Genomic DNA, 16,511 nt, shown 5'->3' with positions numbered 1-16,511 from the left:
CAGCCCTGTGTTCCGGCGTGTCGCTGGTATGACCCGTCGTCGAAGGGCTTTGTGACAGAGGCGGGCGCCGGATCTCAGTCAGCGGCGCCGACGGGGCCGAGGACCTCGGCGAGCCGCGCGGTGTCCGGGCCGAGCCCGGCGTCCTCGAAGGGGATCCAGCGGTGGTCGTCGACCTCGTCGAGCTGGAGCTCGATCGCGGCGGCCGGACCGGTGAGGCGGAAGGCGTAGCGGAAGTCGAAGTGCCAGTGGTCGGGCTCGGCCTTGGCCGGGTTGGCGGGGATGCGGTGCACGTCGACGGCCAGCGGCAGCTCCGGATCGCCGAGCAGGACGAGGTGCTCGGCGGCGAGGCCGGTCTCCTCGCGCAACTCGCGGCGGGCCGCGTCGGCCAGGGTGGCGTCGCCGGGCTCGGTGTGGCCGCCGGGGTTGAGCCAGCGGCCCAGCGCCTTGTGGGCGATCTGGAGCAGCCGGCCGCGGTCGTCGACGACGAAGGCACCGACGGTGACGTGGCCGGGCAGGGTCTTGCGGTCGGTCAGGTGCTCGCCGTCGGCGAGGGCGTCGGTGAAGACCGCGAGCCGCTCGGCCTGGTCCGGGAAGCGGTCGAGGTACTGCGCGACCAGGTGCCGGATCGACTGGTCCGTCACCAAGGCAGCGGGGACTGCGGGGGCAGACAGGGCTGCGGGGGCAGCGGGCGCAGACAGGGCAGAGGGCTGGGGCGGCAGGTCGTTCATACTGCATGATCCCACCGCCCCGGCGGCTCAGGCCTCGGCCGTGGCGCCCGCGGAGACCTCGCTCTGCGTCCGCAGCCGGGACACCGGGGACAGCGCGAGCGGCACCAGCATCAGCAGCGAGCCGGTGCCGACCACGGCGAGCGCCTCGCGGGCGCCGAGCGAGCCGGCCAGCAGCCCGCCGACCAGGCCGCCGAGGGAGCCGCCGCCGAACAGCAGTGTGCGGAAGGCCGCGGTCATGCGGCCCATCATCGGGGCGGGCGTCGCGGCCTGACGGATGCTGATCACCACGATGTTGGCGATGCCCAGGCCCAGGTAGGAGATGAAGAACGCGGCGATGAAGACGGCGAGCTGCGCGGCGCGCGGACCTCCGGCCAGCGGGATGAGGACCGGTCCGGCGAACATCGCCCCCATCGAGACCGCGTAAACCAGGCCGAAGCGGAACCGCGCGATGACGCGGCGGGAGAGCGTCGCGCCGAGCAGACCGCCGAGCGAGGACATGGAGAAGACCAAGCCGATCTGGGCCGGGGAGAGGCCGCGGTCGCGGGACGCGTAGAGCAGGAACATGGTCCAGACCGAGACGAGAGCGAAGTTCGAGAACGGGCCGACGAGCGCGAGGGGCCGCAGGACGCGGTGGCCGAAGACGAAGCGGAGGCCGTCGCGGATCTCGGCGGCGATGCTGCGGCGGGCGGTCGTTTCCGAAGGACCGGGCGGCCGGGCCTCGGGCGTGCGGATCCACAGCAGGGTGACGAGCGAGACCAGGTAGGACGCGGCGTCGACGGCGAGCGCGGTCGGCGCGGTCAGGGCCCCGATGACGGCACCGGCCACCCCGGGCCCGGCGACGTCGGCGGCGGAGGCCGTGACCCCGGTCTTCTGGTTCGCCTCGACGAAGCTCCGCGAATCGCGCACCACCGTCGGGACGAACGCCATCCAGCTGACGTCAAAGAGCACAGAGAAGACACCGATCGCCGCCGCCAGCCCGAGCAGCAGGCCCAGGGTCAGGTGATGGGTCGCGGACAGCAGCGGGATCAGGCCGATCAGGACCATCCGGGCACCGTTGGCCAGCAGCAGGACGCGGCGGCGGCGCATGCGGTCGACGACGGCGCCGAAAAGCAGCGCGAGCAGCAGGTAGGGAGCCAGTTGCAGGAACCTGAGCAGGCCGACCTGGCCGTCGGAGGCGTGGAAGACGGTGACCGCGGTCAACGGGAGGGCGAGCGCGGTGACCTGGGTGCCGAAGAGAGAAATGGTCTCGCCGAGCCAGAACTTGAGGAAGTCGACGTTGTGCCAGAGAGAAGGGGGCGGGGTGTTCTCAGGTGGGCTGTTCTTGGGCGGGCTGTTCTCAGCCGGGCTGTTCTTGGGCGGAGTGTCGTTGGGCGGAGCGTTGTTGGGCGGAGTGTTCTCGGCCGGGTCGTCGGCCGAGGTCGGGGGTCGTACGGCGGCAGCGGTCACGGCCGGGCCTCTCGTCGCAAATTTTCTAACGGATGGATAGCAATCAATCCGTTAGAATCATGCCCGAAGCTGTCTAATGGATGCAACCCCGAGTTACCATTAGATCTATGTCGCCCACGCCACCTCCCCCGACCGCGTCCGCCACCGGCTCCGCCGCCCCGACCGCAGCCCACGTTCCCCTGGCCGTCGACTACGCCAACACCCTGAGCGCCTCGCGCGGCCGGACCAGCGACCACCTCGACAGCTGGCTCTCCGAGCGGGGCATCACCCCCGAGCCCCGCTTCGGCCCGCTGCGCGACGCGATCCGGGACCTGATCGCCGCCGCCGCGGAACAGGCGGCCTACCCGACGTCCGCGCTGGCAACGGTGAACGCGGCGTCCGCGGCGGCGCCGCAATGGCTTGAGCTGAGCGCCGACGGAGCGGTCGTGGCGCGCGCGACGGCGCCGGAGGCGGACCGGCTGCTGGCCGACGTGGCCCGCTCGGCGATCGAACTCCTGTCCGAGGAGCGGCCCGCGGCGCTGTGCGCGTGCCAGGCACCGGGCTGCGTGCAGTTCTTCGTGCGGACGCACCATCGGCAGGAGTTCTGCAGCGCGGCGTGCGGCAACCGGGCTCGGGCGGCGCGGCACTACCAGCGCCGCAAGGAACAATAGGACTCGGGCCCCCAGAGGCGTACCGGAGCCGCAAACGGATCTTCTCACCTGTTCGGCACAAATCATCCCCATCGAAATGCGCCGCGCCGATTTCCGCACCAGGCTGGACGTGACGTCCGGTCGGCACCGCCACGGGAGATGAGACCACCGCCATGAGCCGCCCCAAGATACTCGTCGTCGGTAGCGGTTTCGCGGGCACCGAGTGCGCGCACAAGCTGGAGAAGAAACTCTCGATCGACGACGCCGAGATCCGCCTGGTGACCCCGGTCAACCACCAGCTCTACCTGCCGCTGCTGCCGCACGTCGCCTCCGGTGTGCTGACGCCGCAGGCGGTCGCGGTCTCGCTGCGGCGGATGCTGAAGCGCACGGTGATCATCCCCGGCGGCGCGATCGGGATCGACACCGAGACCCGCTCGGTGGTGATCAGCAAGATCGACGGCGAGGAGATCGTCGAGCACTACGACTACCTGCTCCTGACGCCGGGCAGCGTGACGCGGCAGTTCAACATCCCCGGCGTCGACCGGTTCGCGGTGGGCGTGAAGACCCTGGCCGAGGCGGCCTGGATCCGCGACCACGTGATCGCCCAGCTGGACCTGGCGGCGGTGGCCGAGACCGACGAGGAGCGCGAGTCCCGGCTGCAGTTCGTGGTGGTCGGCGGCGGCTACGCGGGCACCGAGACCGCGGCGTACCTGCAACGGCTCACCACCGAGGCGGTCAAGCGCTACCCGAACCTGGACGGCAGCCTGATCAAGTGGCACCTGGTCGACATCGCCCCGCGGCTGATGCCCGAACTCGGCGACAAGCTCGGCCAGAAGGCGCTGAAGATCCTCACCAAGCGCGGCCTGCACATCTCCCTGGGCGTCTCGGTCGCCGAGTGCACCGAGGACACCGTCACCCTCACCGACGGCCGCAAGCTGCCCTGCCGCACCCTGATCTGGACCGCCGGCGTGGCCCCGAGCCCGCTGATCGCCACCATGGGCGCGCCCACCAACCGCGGCCGCCTGGTGGTCAACGCCGACCTCACCGTCCCCGGCCTGCCGGGCGTCTTCGCCTTCGGCGACGCGGCCGCCGTCCCCGACATCGCAAAGGGCGGCGACGCCATCTGCCCCCCGACCGCCCAGCACGCGATGCGCCAGGGCTGGACGGCGGCGGAGAACGTCATGTCCGCGGTCCGCGGCTTCCCCCTGAAGGACTACCACCACAAGGACCTGGGCCTGGTCGTCGACCTCGGCGGCGTGAAAGCCGTGTCCAAACCCCTGGGCATCCCCCTGTCCGGCCTCCCGGCCCAGATCGTGGCCCGCGGCTACCACCTCGGCGCCCTGCGCACCTTCAGCGCCCGCTTCCGCACCGCCGCCGGCTGGATGCTGAACTCCCTGGTCGGCGACGACTTCGTCCGCACCGGCTTCCAGGCCGAGCGCGCCGCGTCGCTGAAGGACTTCGAGTACACGGACGTGTATCTGACCCGGGAGGAGATCCTGGAACGCACGCGGGGCGGAGCGAGCGGGGACGGCGCCGGGGAGGCGGTGCGGGCGCCGGCGGCGTAGTTGCTCAGTTGTCCGACAGCCGCCGAAGCCCAGCCCTCAAGCCCCGGCGGCTGCCGCCCTACTGCGCTATTGCCCTACCGCGCTCCACTCGCGCCGCGGACTCACCCCACCGCGATCCCGAACAGGTGCTGCGACGTCGAGCTCGACGCCGGCAGGTTCGGCAGCGTCACCGACGCCAGCGTCTTCCCGCTGGGCAGGGCCACGCTGTACGCCCACAGTGAGAACGAGCCGCTTGTAGTCGTGGTGCTCCCGTTGTAGGTCGACGTGTGCTGGTTCGCGTACGTCGCCTTCGCCACCAGCGTGTCGCCGGTGGCCGGGGTGGTGTCGGTCCAGTCGGACAGGGTCAGGGTGAACGCCTGGGTGGTGCCGTCGGTGAAGGTGAGTGTGCCGCTCTCGTTCACGCCGTGCGTGGTGCTGAAGCCCAGGAAGCCGACCTTGGTGCCGGTGCCGGTGCCAGGGCCGGTGCCCGTGACCGCGATGGTCTGGCCGGAGGCGATGACGCTGTCCGTCGTGTCGAACGCCTGCGGGTGCCACGGGCCGAAGTCGACGCCGGCCGCCGTGACATCGGCGCCCTGGACCAGGCCGGCGGTGGCCAGCGCGGTGGCGGAGAAGCTCTTGCCGCTCTGGGTGGCCGAGTTCAGGCTGCCGGCCCAGGCGTTGGCGTCGGCGGTCACCGCGGTGTCGGTCAGGGACGCGGCGAAGGGCAGGGCCGTGTTGTCGCCGGCACCGTTGTAGGCGCCGCGGTTGGGGGCTGCGGTGGCCGACACCGTGTTGCCGAAGTAGTCCTTGCCGCCGTTGGTGGCCACCACCACGCCGGTGCCGAGGTCCGGGGAGCCGGTGCGGAGCTTGATGGCCAGGGTGCCGGCGGCGTCGTTGGTCAGCAGCGGGTCGCCGGTGTGGGCGTGCGCGTCGCCGGTGGAGGGCGCCGTGATGCCGCCGTAGTAGGTGTTGCCGTCGAACGTCGCCGAGGAGTCACTGGCCCAGGAGGCCGTCGGCGCCACGAAGATGTTGTTCTGCCACACCACGTTGCCGCCGAGGGTGTCCGTCACCGGCTTGCCCGGGCAGTAGAAGGTGTTGTTGTAGATGTAGTGCGTTCCGGTGCCGGTGCTGGAGTTCGTGAACCGGCAGTCGTCGCGCGAGATGTTGTAGCGCAGCACCACGTTCGTGGTCGTCGCCGCGCCGCCGCAGCCGGACAGGCAGTCGAGGTAGAAGCCGCCGGCGTTGCCGTACGAGTAGTTGTACTGGTACGTGCAGGTCCCGGTGTTGTTGATGTCGCAGTCCCACGCGGTGGCGTCGTTGACCACGCCCCGCTGCGCGCCGACGGTGTTGTGCTGGAACGTCGGGTTCTTGCTGTGGTACGGCCACATCCCGGCGAAGTTGCCGGCCACGAACGGGTAGGCGCCCAGGCCCAGATCGCTCGCGGTGTTGTACTCCACCAGCGGCGTGTCGCTGTCGTGGACCACGATCCCGTCGCCGCCGGCCTTGGTGATCGTGTTGTGGCCGATGTAGACGCCGGTGAGCATCGCCGAGGCCTCGCCCTCGATCTTGATGCCGCCGCCGCCGACGTCGTGGACGGTGTTGCCGGTGATCGACACGCCGTTGAAGACGCCCGACGACGTCCCGACCCGCACCGCGATGCCCGCCGAGTTGGAGAACCACCCGGCGTTGGTCCCGGTCTTGTCGCCCCAGCCGGCCACGTTCGCGACCTCGTTGCCGCTGATGGTGATGCCGGCCTGGTTCGCCGCGCCGGACGCCTCGACCAGGATCCCTTCGCGCTGGGCCCGCGTCGAGGAGGCGTTCTGCACCTTCAGGCCGCTGATGGTCCAGTAGCTCTGGTCGATCAGGTGCACCGTGTACTCGCCGGCGCCGGCGCCCTCCAGCACCGGCTTGGCACCGGAGCCGTAGGCGTTGACGGTGATCGGCGAGCCCGACGCCCCCGAGCCCTTCGGCGCCAGGACGCCGGTGCACGTCGTCCCGGCCTTGAAGGACAGCGTGTCCCCGGCGGCGAAGGTGTGGCCGCTCGGATCGGCGAGGCTGTTCCACGGCGAGCCCGACGTCCCGGAGCCGTCGCTCGCCGCGGAGCAGTCCACGTAATAAACAGTCCCGGCCGCGTGGGCGGCCGGGACGGAGACGGCCATCAGGCCGACGGTGCCGAGGGCCAGGGCCCCCAGCGCCGAGAAGGAAGAACGCAGATGCGCTCTCACAGGTACGAACCTCCAGTGGGATGGTGGTGCGTGAAAGGTGGTGCGGGAAAGGTGGTGCCGGAAGGGTGGTGCCGGAAGGGTGGTGCCGGAAGGGTGGTGCCTGAAAAGGGAAGAGAAGCTACTTCCCCGCGCCGAGGGTGAGGCCCTCGGTGATCCGCCGCCCCAGCCACGCGTACAGCGCCAGCATGGGGAGGACAGCGATGGAGACCCCGGCGAACATCACGCCGAAGTCCTGGCCGGTGAACTGCTGCTGCGTCAGGAAGTTGACCAGGGCCAGCGGCAGCGTGAAGTTGTCGTTGGTCTGCAGGAACATCAGCGCCAGGAACGTCTCGTTCCAGCAGGCGATGGCGACCAGGATCAGCGACGTCACCAGCCCGCCCTTGGCCAGCGGGAGCATGATCCGCCAGAACGTCATCCCCGGCCCGACGCCGTCCAGCGCCGCGGCCTCCTCCAGCTCCCCCGGCAGGGTGGCGAAGAACGACATCAGCAGATACACGGTGAACGGCAGGTTCACCACGATGTAGAGCACGATCAGCCCGGCCAGATTGTCGATCAGGTGCAGCTTGGCCATGATCGAGTACAGCGGCAGCACGATGATCTGCATCGGGATGCCCAGGCCGAGCACGAAGTACAGGCTCAGGCCCCCGGATACGCGGCCCTGGTTGCGGCCCAGCACGTACGCCGCCGGCGAGGCGATCAGCACGGTCCCGGCCGCGGCCACCGCGACCACCGTCGCCGAGTTCACGAACGCCGGGCCGAAGCCGCCGTCGTGCCAGGCCCGCGACCAGTTCGAGAACTTCAGCTCGGTGGGCAGCCGGAACGGGTGGTTCAGCACGTTGAAGCTCGACTTCAGCGAGCTCAGCAGCATGAACAGGAACGCGAACCCGCAGAAGGCGACGAACAGCCAGATCAGGGCGGTGCCCGGCAGCCGGGCCCAGGGGATCCGGCGGCGGCCGGTCCCGGGGGCCGCCGGCGTCCGCGGATCCCGCTCGGTCGCGGCGCGGGCGCCGCGGGTGGCAGTGCTCATGGAGTCCTCCGTCGCTTCCTTCTGCTAGAGCTCAAGCCGGTCGCGGCTGGTCGCGCGACGCAGCACCACGACCACCAGCACCACCGCGACCAGGGTCACCACGGCGCCGGCGCAGGCCCGGCCGAAGTCGTAGATCGGGCTGGTGCCGCCGATGGTCTCGCCGTAGACGTAGAGGGCCGAGGTCCACTGGTTGGTGGTCGGCAGGTTCCCCTGGGACCCGGAGAAGGCGAGGATGAACTCGAAGATCTTCACCGTGCCGATCGTCCACAGCACCGCCGCGGTGCCGATCACGTCCCAGGACATCGGCAGCGTGATGTGCCGGAACCGCTGCCAGGCGTTGGTGCCGGCGAGCTTGGCCTCTTCGTAGTAGTACGGCGGGATGCGGTCCACCCCGGCCATCAGGATGGTCACGTAGTAGCCCACGTTGATCCACACGATGGCGGCCAGGATCGCCTTGAACTGCCACTCCGGCTTCAGCCAGTCCACCGGGCCCGCGCCCACCGAGTGCAGGGCCTTGTTGGCCATGCCGTCGTGGCTGAGCAGGAAGCCCCAGAACGCGGCCAGCGCCACGCCGGAGACGATGTGCGGCAGGAAGATGAAGCCCTGGACGAACCGGCGGCCCTTCATCTCGCGCAGCAGCAGCATGAAGCCGAAACTCAGCACGAACAGGAAGATCCCGCAGCCGAACAGCAGCTTCAGGGTGTTGAAGAAGGCGTCCTTGAAGGCCGGGTCGCGGGTCAGGTGCTGGTAGTTGAACGTGCCCTTCCAGCGCGGGTCCGAGAAGCCGTCCCAGGTGGTGAAGCTGGCGTAGAACGAGTACCCGGTCGGCACCATGAACAGCACCGTGTACAGGATCAGCGCCGGGGCCACGAACGGCCCGAAGACGCGCCGGCGGCGCCGGGCCAGGGGCGAGCCCTGGACCCGGCGCTGCCGCGCGCCGAGCGTGGTGCTCGTCACGACGCGGACTTCCAGTAGTCGACCGTGCCCTGCTTGCCGTTGGCGACGAACTTGGCCGCCGAGTCCTGGCCGGTGACCAGGCGGATCATCTCCGGGTTCAGCATCTTGTTGGTCCAGTCCGCGTAGTCCACGGACAGGTGCCCCTGGTCGGCGTAGACGGTGCCGGTCAGCGCCTTGCTGATGGAGGCCAGCTGGGCCGGCGGGTCGATGTCGGTGCGCGGGGTGAGGTTGACCGCCTGGGTGGCGATGCCGGACAGCTCCTCCTTCTTCATGAAGAAGGAGATGAACTTCTCGGCGGCGTCGGAGTGCGAGGCGGTCTTGGGGACCGCGAAGCCGAAGAAGTTGATGCCGGTGTCGGTGTTGTCAGAGTCCAGGGCCGGGAGCTGGATGCTGTCGAATGTGAAGCCGGGGGTGGCGTTCGGCGCCGCCTCCGAGGGCACCCAGGTGCCGGACAGGTAGAAGGCGGCCTGGCCCTTGGCCCAGTTGCCCTCCTCGTCGATGCTCTTGGAGGACTCGTAGCCCTTGATGAAGTAGCCCTTGTCCCGCAGGTCCTGCACCTTCTGCGCGGCGGCGAGCACCTTCGGGTCGTCCCACGCGGCCCCGGTCTTGTCACTGGCCAGCTTCTTCAGGCCGTCGGTGCCCAGCGTGCGCTGGAGGGTCAGCAGCACCCAGTACTTGTCGTCGCCGGGCACCGCGACCGGTGCCATGCCCTTGGCCTTGGCGTCGTCGAACAGCTTGATCAGGTCGCCCCAGGTCTTCGGCGGGTTGGCGGCCAGGTCGGGGAACTTGGCGGCGTCGTACCACAGGCCCTCGGAGGACACCTCGTAGGGCGCGATGAACGGCTTGCCGTTCTTGTCGTTCAGGAACGACTTGTAGCTGTCCGGGATGACCTCGCCGATGGTCTTGTCCTCGCCGGTGACCTTGGTGGCGTAGAGGCCGGACAGGTCGGAGGTGGCGTCCTTGGCGACCAGCGCGCCGAGCGCGTTCACCGACTGGTCGACCAGGTCGGCGGCGGCGCCGGTCTTCAGGGTCGGGGTGAGCTTGGTGATCACGTCGCGGCCCTGCCACTGGATGTTCACCTTGATGCCGGTGGCGGCGGTGAAGTCGTCCGCGGCCTTCTTGATCACCTTGGCCTGCGGCTCGTTCTGCTGCCACATCGACCAGTAGGTGAACTCCTTGCTGCCCTTGTCCGCGATGCCGGTCGGGGCCGCGGCGCCGGCCGCCGAGGTCGACGCCGAGCCGCCCGGCTTGTCGGCGCTGCCGCAGGCGGTCAGGCCGGCGGCGGCGACGGCCACCGCGGCGGCTATCAGGCCGGCGCGGTAGGCGTTCGTGCTGGTCTGCATATCGGACTCGCTCTCTCAAGGGGAGAAGGTGGGTGACTGTAGTGGGGGGCTCGGCGGGGGCGCGAACCCGGCTCGGGCGGGGCGGTCGGGCAAGCGGTCGGGCAGGCGGTCTGGCAGGCGGTCTGGCAGGCGGTCGATCCGGTCCGACCGGATCCGGTCGGATCCGATCGCCATCCGGTCATCAAGCGTCACAGTCGCTCGGCGACGGAGTATGTCAGGTAGCTGTCACGCAATGGACGGCAGGGTCTCCGGAAGCACCCGGCCCAGCAGTTCCGCGCCGTCGGACCAGCGCTGGAGCTCGTCGAGCACGAAGCCGCCCAACCGCCGCAGCTCGCCGCCGATCGAGCCGGCGACGTGCGGGGTCAGGGTGAGGTGGGGCAGGTCGAACAGCTCCGAGCCGGCCGGCAGCGGGTCCGGGTCGGTCACGTCGACCACCGCGTACAAGCGTCCGGACCGCAGTTCGTCGGCCAGGGCCGCGGTGTCCACCAGGGCGCCGCGCGCGGTGTTGATCAGGGTGCTGCCGTCCCGCATCAGGGCCAGCCGCCGGCGGTCCATCTGGTACCGGGTCTCCGGGGTGCTCGGCGCGTGCAGGGTGACCACGTCGGCGGCCGCCACCAGTTCGTCGAGCCCGGTCGGCACCGCCCCGAGCAGGCGGATCGCGGTCTCGGGGACGTAGGGGTCGTGGACCAGGACGGTGGCGTCCAGGATCCGCAGCAGCTCCACGACCCGGCGGCCGACCCGGGACAGCCCGACGACGCCGACCACCCGGCGGTGGTTGCCGACCGGGCCGAACGCCTCCGACCAGTACTGCCAGTCCCGGCCGTCGCGCCGCGCCCGGTAGGCGCGCTCCATCTCCGGCAGGCGCTTGGCGGCGGTGATGACCATCGCCAGCGTGTACTCCGCGACCGGCACGGCGTTGTCCGCCACCGCCGAGGAGACGGCCAGGCCGCGCTCCCACACCGCGTCGGTGACGTGGTGCTTGACGCTGCCGCCGGAGTGCAGCACGGCGGCCAGCCGGGGCATCCGGGCCAGCGCGGCGGCGTCCAGCGGCGGACAGTCCCAGCCGGTGACCAGGACCTCGGCCTCGGCCAGCGCCGCGGCCGCCGGCGGCGCGGCGAAGTCGGTGACCACCAGCGCCGGGTCGCCGCCGGCCGGCACGGACAGCGCCGCCAGGCGCGCCTCGGCGGCCGCGTCGAACAGGTGCGGACGCAGCGCGGGCCGTAGAGCCACGGCGACGACGGGACGGGACATGGGCTGGACGGGGCCTCTCGCCGGGACCCGGCCGGACGCGCCGGACAGGTCGGGGTGGATCGGATTCGGTCAGGTCCTGGTCAGGTCCTGATCGGGTCTTGGTCAGAGCTTGGTCAGCGCTCGGTCAGAGTCGGGTCCTGGTCAGAGTTCGGCCAGGGTCGGCCGACAGCGGTCGGCGATCGGTATCGCTCAGCTTTCGAACAACGGTGACCAGTGTCAGAACCAGGTAACCGGAAGTCGATAGGTTCGATGAGAATCGATGAGAATCAAACAAAATCGAAACCACGGCTTGCCGTGATCCCTCCGAGGCCCGATGCTGTGAACGGTTCTGACTGATAGCTTTCGCTCACGCTCGCGCCCCGCCGGGGCGCACGGGGCTGATGCGACCCGCGAGGAGGTGGATCGTTGCTCGCCGCACGACGGCATGCGTTGATCCTGCGGCTGGCGCGCGAACGCGGGTCCGTGCAGGTCGCCGAACTGGTCGGCATCCTCGGCGTCTCCGACGTGACGGTGCGGCGCGACCTGGACCAGCTGGCCCGCTCCGGGCAGCTGGAGAAGGTGCACGGCGGCGCGGTGCTCCCGCCCGGCACCGAACCGGCGGCCGGACGCGGGACCGGACACGGCCGCGACCCCGGCGAGGACACCGAGCTGCCGGTGATCGGCGCGCTGATCCCCAAGTCCTCCTACTACTTCAACCGCGTGGTCGACGGCGTCCGCCGGGTGCTGCGCGAACGGGAGCCCGAGGGCCGGCTGCTGGTCGCGGTGTCGGACTACCAGTCCGGCCAGGACCTGTCGCTGGCCATGGGGCTGGTCGACTCCGGCGCGCAGGCGCTGTTGCTGGCCCCCACCGACGAGGTGGAGTGGGCCGGGGCGCTGGGGGTGCCCGCGGTCCTGGTGGAGCGGCGCTCGCACGGCCCGGCGGCCACCGCGACCTCCTGGGTGCGCACCGACCACGAGACCGGGGCGGGCCTGGCGGTCCGGCACCTGCACGAGCTCGGGCACCGGCGGATCGCCGTGTTCGCCCGCGGCGAGACGCCGACCTCGCGCAGCGTCCTGAGCGGGTTCGAGCAGGCCGCCGAGGCGCTGGCGCTGACCGACTGCCCGCGAGTGGTCGGCACCGATCTGCCCGGCTGGCCGACCTGGGGCCCGGAGCAGATCGACGACCTGGCCGGCCGGCTGCGCGCGGCCGAGGCGACGGCCCTGCTGGTGCACTCCGACGAGGACGCGCTGGCGCTGCTGCAGAACGGCTTCGCCAACCGGTTCGCCGTGCCGCGCGAGATGTCGATCGTCGCCTACGACGACGAGTTCTCGGCCCTGACCCGGCCGGCGCTGACCGCGGTGTCGCCGCCGAAGGAGGCGGTCGGGGAGATCGCCGTGCGCACGCTGCTGGACCTGGTGCGCGACCCCGCGGCCCCGGCCCGGCATGTGGACGTCTCGCCGCGGCTGATCGTGCGGGAATCCACCGGGGTGGCGCGCACCCTGTAGGCGGCTGGCGCGCAGGCGTCATGCGTGGCGGCACGCTCACTATCCGCATGCGCGACGGCAGCGGCCGCGGCTATCGTCAAAGCGTGCTGACACAGGGGGAACAGCTCATTCTGATCGCGCTGGACGCGGACAAGGGAGTCATCCGCAATTCGCGGATCCTGCAGTACGGACTGAACGCGGCCGTACTCTCCGAGCTGCTGAGACAGGGCCTCATCACGCTGCGGCAGCTGGACGGCCGCTGGGGTGTGACCCCGGTCCTGAACGGCGAGCCGCCGACCGGGAACCCGGTGCTCGAAGCCGTCTGGCGGCGCGTGGAGCGGGTCACCGAGGAGGGCGAGCGGCCGCACCCGGCGCTGTGCGTCAAGCAGTGGCTCGATCCGACGATGCACTTCTATCTCAAAGCTCTCAAAGAACGCGGAACGATCGACTGGGAGAAGCCGAAGCAGCCGGCGGCCCGCTACGGACGGTTCGAGCTGCTCGACCCCGAGGCCGCGGCCGCCGCCCGGGCCCGCGTCGACCGGGTCCGCACCGGCGCCAAGGCCGACCCGCCGGACCGGGACCTGGCCGCGATCGCCGCCTGCCTGGGCCTGGGCGACGTCCTCTACCCGGGCCTGCGCGGCCGCAAGAAGCGCGCCGCGCTGACCGCGGCCGTCGACTCCGAGCGGTTCGCGCGGATCCTGGCCCGGGCACTGCCCAGAGAGCAGGGGCTGAAGCTCGCCTTCGAGTCCTCGCGGGACCTGGACATGGCCCAGGCCGCGTCCTACAGCGACGACACCCCATGACCGGCGGCGCCCCCCGGGTCGCCCGCCCGGGGCCACCCCGGTTCCCCCGCGGGCCAGACGTCACCCGCATGCCAGCCGTCGTCGACGTGGTGGCGGCGCAGGATCCGGGCCGGTACCCCGCCGATCAGGCAGTGGTCCGGGAACGAGCCGCGCACCACCGCGCCGGCCGCGACCGCGACGTTGCGGCCCAGCGTGGTCCCGGGCAGGATCACCGACCCGACGCCGAGCCAGCACCCGTCGCCGATGGTGACGGCCTTGTCCTCGGCGTCCTGGCGCCCGATCGGGGTGTCCAGCGCGGTGTAGCCGTGGTTCTGGTCGGTGACGTAGACGTACGGGCCGAAGAAGACGTCGTCGCCGATGTCGATCCGCAGATGCGCCACGATGTGGCTGCCCCGGCCGATGGAGCAGCCCCGGCCGATCCGGATCACGATGTCCTCGCCGAAGTCCTCCCCCGGCCAGCCCACGGCCAGGCTCACCCCCTCGCCGACCAGGGTGCCCTCCCCGATGGCCATGTACCGCTCGTTGTAGAGCGCGCCAAGCGGGAAGGACAGCGCGGCGCCGGGCCCGAGGTGGGCGAACCGGTAGCGGCCGGGGTTGCTCGACGTGATCCGGCCGCGCACACGGGCCCAGTCCCACACGCCGCGCACGGCGGCGGCGGTGAGGCGGTCGAGCCAGCGGGAATGGCGCACGGGCGTCGCTTTCGCATGATCACGGTGGAGTCGGCTCAGCATACGGCGGCCCGGCCCGGGGCGCGTCCCGGGACCCGCGCCGACCGGCGTAGGCAGGCCCGGAACCACGCGATATGGTGTGCCGTCCCATTGCGCCGTCCGCTGCATCCGCGTGAAGGAAACCCCAGCCGATGACCGTCTCCGACGCCCCGGTCACCACCTGCTACCGCCACGACCGCCGGGAGAGCCACATCCGGTGCACCCGGTGCGACCGCTACATCTGCCCGGACTGCATGCGCAGCGCCGCCGTGGGGTTTCAGTGCCCTGACTGCGTCCGCTCCGGCAACAAGGACGTCCGCCAGGCCCGCACGGTCTTCGGCGCCGCCGCCGGCACCACCACCCCGGTGGCCACCATCGGCCTGATCGTCCTGAACTTCGCCGTCTACGCCGCCGAGCTCCTCCACCACTCGGTCTCCGACCGCCTGGCGATGCTCTCCGACGCCCTGACCGGCCCGAACGACGCCCTCTACCAACCGATGGCCGCCCCGCCCGGCTTCCACGCGATCGGCGTGGCCAACGGCGAGTGGTACCGCCTGATCACCTCGAGCTTCGTCCACCTGCTGCCCTCCGACCCGCCCTTCGGCCCGACCCACATCCTGTTCAACATGCTGTCCCTGTGGATGTTCGGCGTCGTCCTGGAACAGCACATCGGCCGCGTCCGCTTCCTGGCCGTCTACCTGATCTCCGCCGTGGGCTCCTCGGTCATGTGCTACTACCTGACCGAGCCCTACCTCCACACCGTCGGCGCCTCCGGAGCCATCTTCGGCCTGATCGGCGCCTACTTCGTCCTGAGCCGCCGCCTCCACTTCGACCCCCTGGGCGCCCAACGCCAACTGGTGATAGCCATCGTCTGGCTGGTCCTGTCCGCCAAAGCCACCTCCTGGCAGGGCCACCTCGGCGGCCTCCTCACCGGCGTCGCCGCCGCCCTGGTCATCGCCCACGCCCCCCGCCCCCGCCAAGCCGCCCTCCAAACCGCCGGCCTGGCCGCGATACTGGCCCTCCTGATCGGCGCCACGGCCTACCACACCACCACCCGCCACACCGACGACGCCCAACCCCGCGCGACGAAGGGCCAGCCCCATGGACTCCACCCTGCTGTGGCAGGTGATCACCCAACAGAAGACCTGGCTGGACCACCACACTGACCCGGCCCAAGCCCTACCCCTCCGCGTCCTGAAACTCACCGAAGAAGTAGGCGAAGCAGCCGCCGCCCTGATCGGCCTCACCGGCCAGAACCCCCGCAAAGGCATCACCCACACCACCACCGACCTCGCAGCAGAACTCTGCGACGTCATGGTGACAGCCGCCGTAGCCCTCGCCACCCTGGTCGACAACCCCGAAGAGACCCTCAACGAACACGTCGGCAAGCTCTACACCCGCTCCCTGACCGCCGGCGCCCCACCCCTGTCCCCCCTCGGCACCGGCCCCGACCACGCAGCCTGGGCAGCCTCCCTCCCCAAGGTAGTGGCCAGCGCCTCCCTCCTCCTCACCGACAAAACCAACCGCACCCTCCTGGTCCACCAAACACACGGAAGCACCACCCTGTGGAACCTCCCCGGCGGCGGCCTAGAGGCAGACGAATACCCCGCCCAAGCCGCCCGCCGCGAAACCCTCGAAGAGATCGGCCTCGACATCAACCCGGGCACCCTCCTGATGCTCGACTGGCGCCCCCGCAACGACGCCCGCCCCCCACTGGTGCAGTACGTGTTCGACGGCGGCACCCTGACCGACGAGCAAACCGCCCAGATCAGCCTGCAACCGGGAGAAATCTTCGACCACGGATTCTTCGACCTGGACGGCGCGAGGGAACGACTGGAACCACACACCTTCGAGCGGCTGGTGCGACTGCTGGCGGTGCGCGACGGCACGGAGAGCTTCCGGGACTTGGAGCAGGGGCAGCTGCGGGATTGAGGCAGCGACCGCGCGAGCACTGCGGCGGCGGCCAACAGAACCGATCGGCCATCGCAACCGGCAGCGGCCAACAGAACTGATCGGCATCGCAACCGGGTGCCTCGCCACCACCTCAACCGGCGGCGGTCAGCAGGACCGGTCAGCATCACGACCAACCGCCTCGCCACCACCTCAACCGGCAGCGGCCAACAGAATCGGCCAGCATCACGACCAACCGCCTCGCCACCTCCACAACCGGCGGCGGCCAGCAAAACCGGTGGTCATCGCGACTGGTCGCCTCGCTTTTTGCCAAAGTTAGGTCTTCGGTTCCGGTCTTTCCGTCGCTTCGGCGGGCGTAGCCAATCGCGCCGCCCAGGCGGTGTCAAGGCTCGCATCAGCCAGGGCACGGCACCCAAAGGGTCGCCTTGATACCGCCTGGGCGGTGTGATTCCTTCAGGCGACGATGCGACGGAAAG

Annotated in this window: 14 protein-coding genes; 6 read left to right on the top strand and 8 right to left on the bottom strand. The window is 70.7% G+C overall.

Features of this window, described 5'->3' with window-relative positions:
- Positions 1-74: 74 nt before the first annotated feature.
- Positions 75-641 carry an NUDIX hydrolase gene (locus tag ABD481_RS38580; protein WP_344670834.1) on the bottom strand — a complete coding sequence of 189 codons (567 nt, stop codon included), beginning with the start codon at positions 639-641 and terminating at the stop codon, positions 75-77.
- Between the two features lie 114 nt (positions 642-755).
- The gene (locus tag ABD481_RS38575; protein ID WP_344670833.1) at positions 756-2,174 is read right to left on the bottom strand and encodes an MFS transporter; all 1,419 of its coding nucleotides are present in this window, start codon (positions 2,172-2,174) and stop codon (positions 756-758) included.
- A gap of 107 nt (positions 2,175-2,281) precedes the next feature.
- Between ABD481_RS38575 and ABD481_RS38570 the strand changes: the two genes are divergently transcribed.
- Both ABD481_RS38570 and ABD481_RS38565 read left to right on the top strand, forming a co-directional pair.
- Positions 2,282-2,824, top strand: coding sequence for a CGNR zinc finger domain-containing protein (locus ABD481_RS38570; protein ID WP_344670832.1), 543 nt, complete (start codon positions 2,282-2,284; stop codon positions 2,822-2,824).
- A gap of 152 nt (positions 2,825-2,976) precedes the next feature.
- Positions 2,977-4,368, top strand: coding sequence for an NAD(P)/FAD-dependent oxidoreductase (locus ABD481_RS38565; protein ID WP_344670831.1), 1,392 nt, complete (start codon positions 2,977-2,979; stop codon positions 4,366-4,368).
- Positions 4,369-4,469: 101 nt separating this feature from the next.
- Here the strand turns inward: ABD481_RS38565 and ABD481_RS38560 are convergent, their stop codons facing one another.
- The 5 genes from ABD481_RS38560 to ABD481_RS38540 all read right to left on the bottom strand — a co-directional run bounded on the left by ABD481_RS38560 (position 4,470) and on the right by ABD481_RS38540 (position 11,150).
- Complete coding sequence (locus tag ABD481_RS38560) at positions 4,470-6,572, bottom strand: right-handed parallel beta-helix repeat-containing protein (RefSeq protein WP_344670830.1); 2,103 nt, start codon at positions 6,570-6,572, stop codon at positions 4,470-4,472.
- Positions 6,573-6,690: 118 nt separating this feature from the next.
- Positions 6,691-7,599, bottom strand: a complete 909-nt coding sequence (locus ABD481_RS38555; RefSeq protein ID WP_344670829.1) for a carbohydrate ABC transporter permease — start codon at positions 7,597-7,599, stop codon at positions 6,691-6,693.
- Positions 7,600-7,623: 24 nt separating this feature from the next.
- Complete coding sequence (locus ABD481_RS38550) at positions 7,624-8,556, bottom strand: carbohydrate ABC transporter permease (RefSeq protein ID WP_344670828.1); 933 nt, start codon at positions 8,554-8,556, stop codon at positions 7,624-7,626.
- Positions 8,553-9,899 carry an ABC transporter substrate-binding protein gene (locus ABD481_RS38545; protein WP_344670827.1) on the bottom strand — a complete coding sequence of 449 codons (1,347 nt, stop codon included), beginning with the start codon at positions 9,897-9,899 and terminating at the stop codon, positions 8,553-8,555. The genes ABD481_RS38550 and ABD481_RS38545 overlap by 4 nt, the downstream gene beginning before the upstream one ends.
- Before the next feature lie 225 nt (positions 9,900-10,124).
- Entirely contained in the window at positions 10,125-11,150 is a 1,026-nt protein-coding gene (locus ABD481_RS38540; protein WP_344670826.1) for a hydroxyacid dehydrogenase, read from the bottom strand.
- Between the two features lie 405 nt (positions 11,151-11,555).
- Between ABD481_RS38540 and ABD481_RS38535 the strand changes: the two genes are divergently transcribed.
- Positions 11,556-12,635, top strand: coding sequence for a substrate-binding domain-containing protein (locus tag ABD481_RS38535; RefSeq protein ID WP_344670825.1), 1,080 nt, complete (start codon positions 11,556-11,558; stop codon positions 12,633-12,635).
- 83 nt (positions 12,636-12,718) lie between these two features.
- Positions 12,719-13,417 carry a GOLPH3/VPS74 family protein gene (locus ABD481_RS38530; RefSeq protein ID WP_344670824.1) on the top strand — a complete coding sequence of 233 codons (699 nt, stop codon included), beginning with the start codon at positions 12,719-12,721 and terminating at the stop codon, positions 13,415-13,417.
- On the opposite strand, the gene ABD481_RS38525 is transcribed toward ABD481_RS38530, so the two are convergent.
- Positions 13,396-14,106, bottom strand: coding sequence for an acyltransferase (locus ABD481_RS38525; protein ID WP_344670823.1), 711 nt, complete (start codon positions 14,104-14,106; stop codon positions 13,396-13,398). The two genes, ABD481_RS38530 and ABD481_RS38525, sit on opposite strands and share 22 nt — an antisense overlap.
- A 170-nt stretch (positions 14,107-14,276) precedes the next feature.
- Here ABD481_RS38525 and ABD481_RS38520 point away from each other — a divergent pair, with 170 nt between their 5' ends.
- Positions 14,277-15,290: a rhomboid family intramembrane serine protease gene (locus ABD481_RS38520; protein ID WP_344670822.1), complete on the top strand. Its 1,014-nt coding sequence runs from the start codon at positions 14,277-14,279 to the stop codon at positions 15,288-15,290.
- Positions 15,226-16,056: an NUDIX domain-containing protein gene (locus ABD481_RS38515; protein WP_344670821.1), complete on the top strand. Its 831-nt coding sequence runs from the start codon at positions 15,226-15,228 to the stop codon at positions 16,054-16,056. Before ABD481_RS38520 ends, ABD481_RS38515 begins: the two co-directional genes overlap by 65 nt.
- The last annotated feature ends 455 nt before the right edge of the window (positions 16,057-16,511 follow it).

This window comes from Catenulispora yoronensis, from assembly GCF_039531695.1.
Lineage (GTDB): Bacteria > Actinomycetota > Actinomycetes > Streptomycetales > Catenulisporaceae > Catenulispora > Catenulispora yoronensis.
This window is presented reverse-complemented; position numbering and strand designations above follow the sequence as displayed.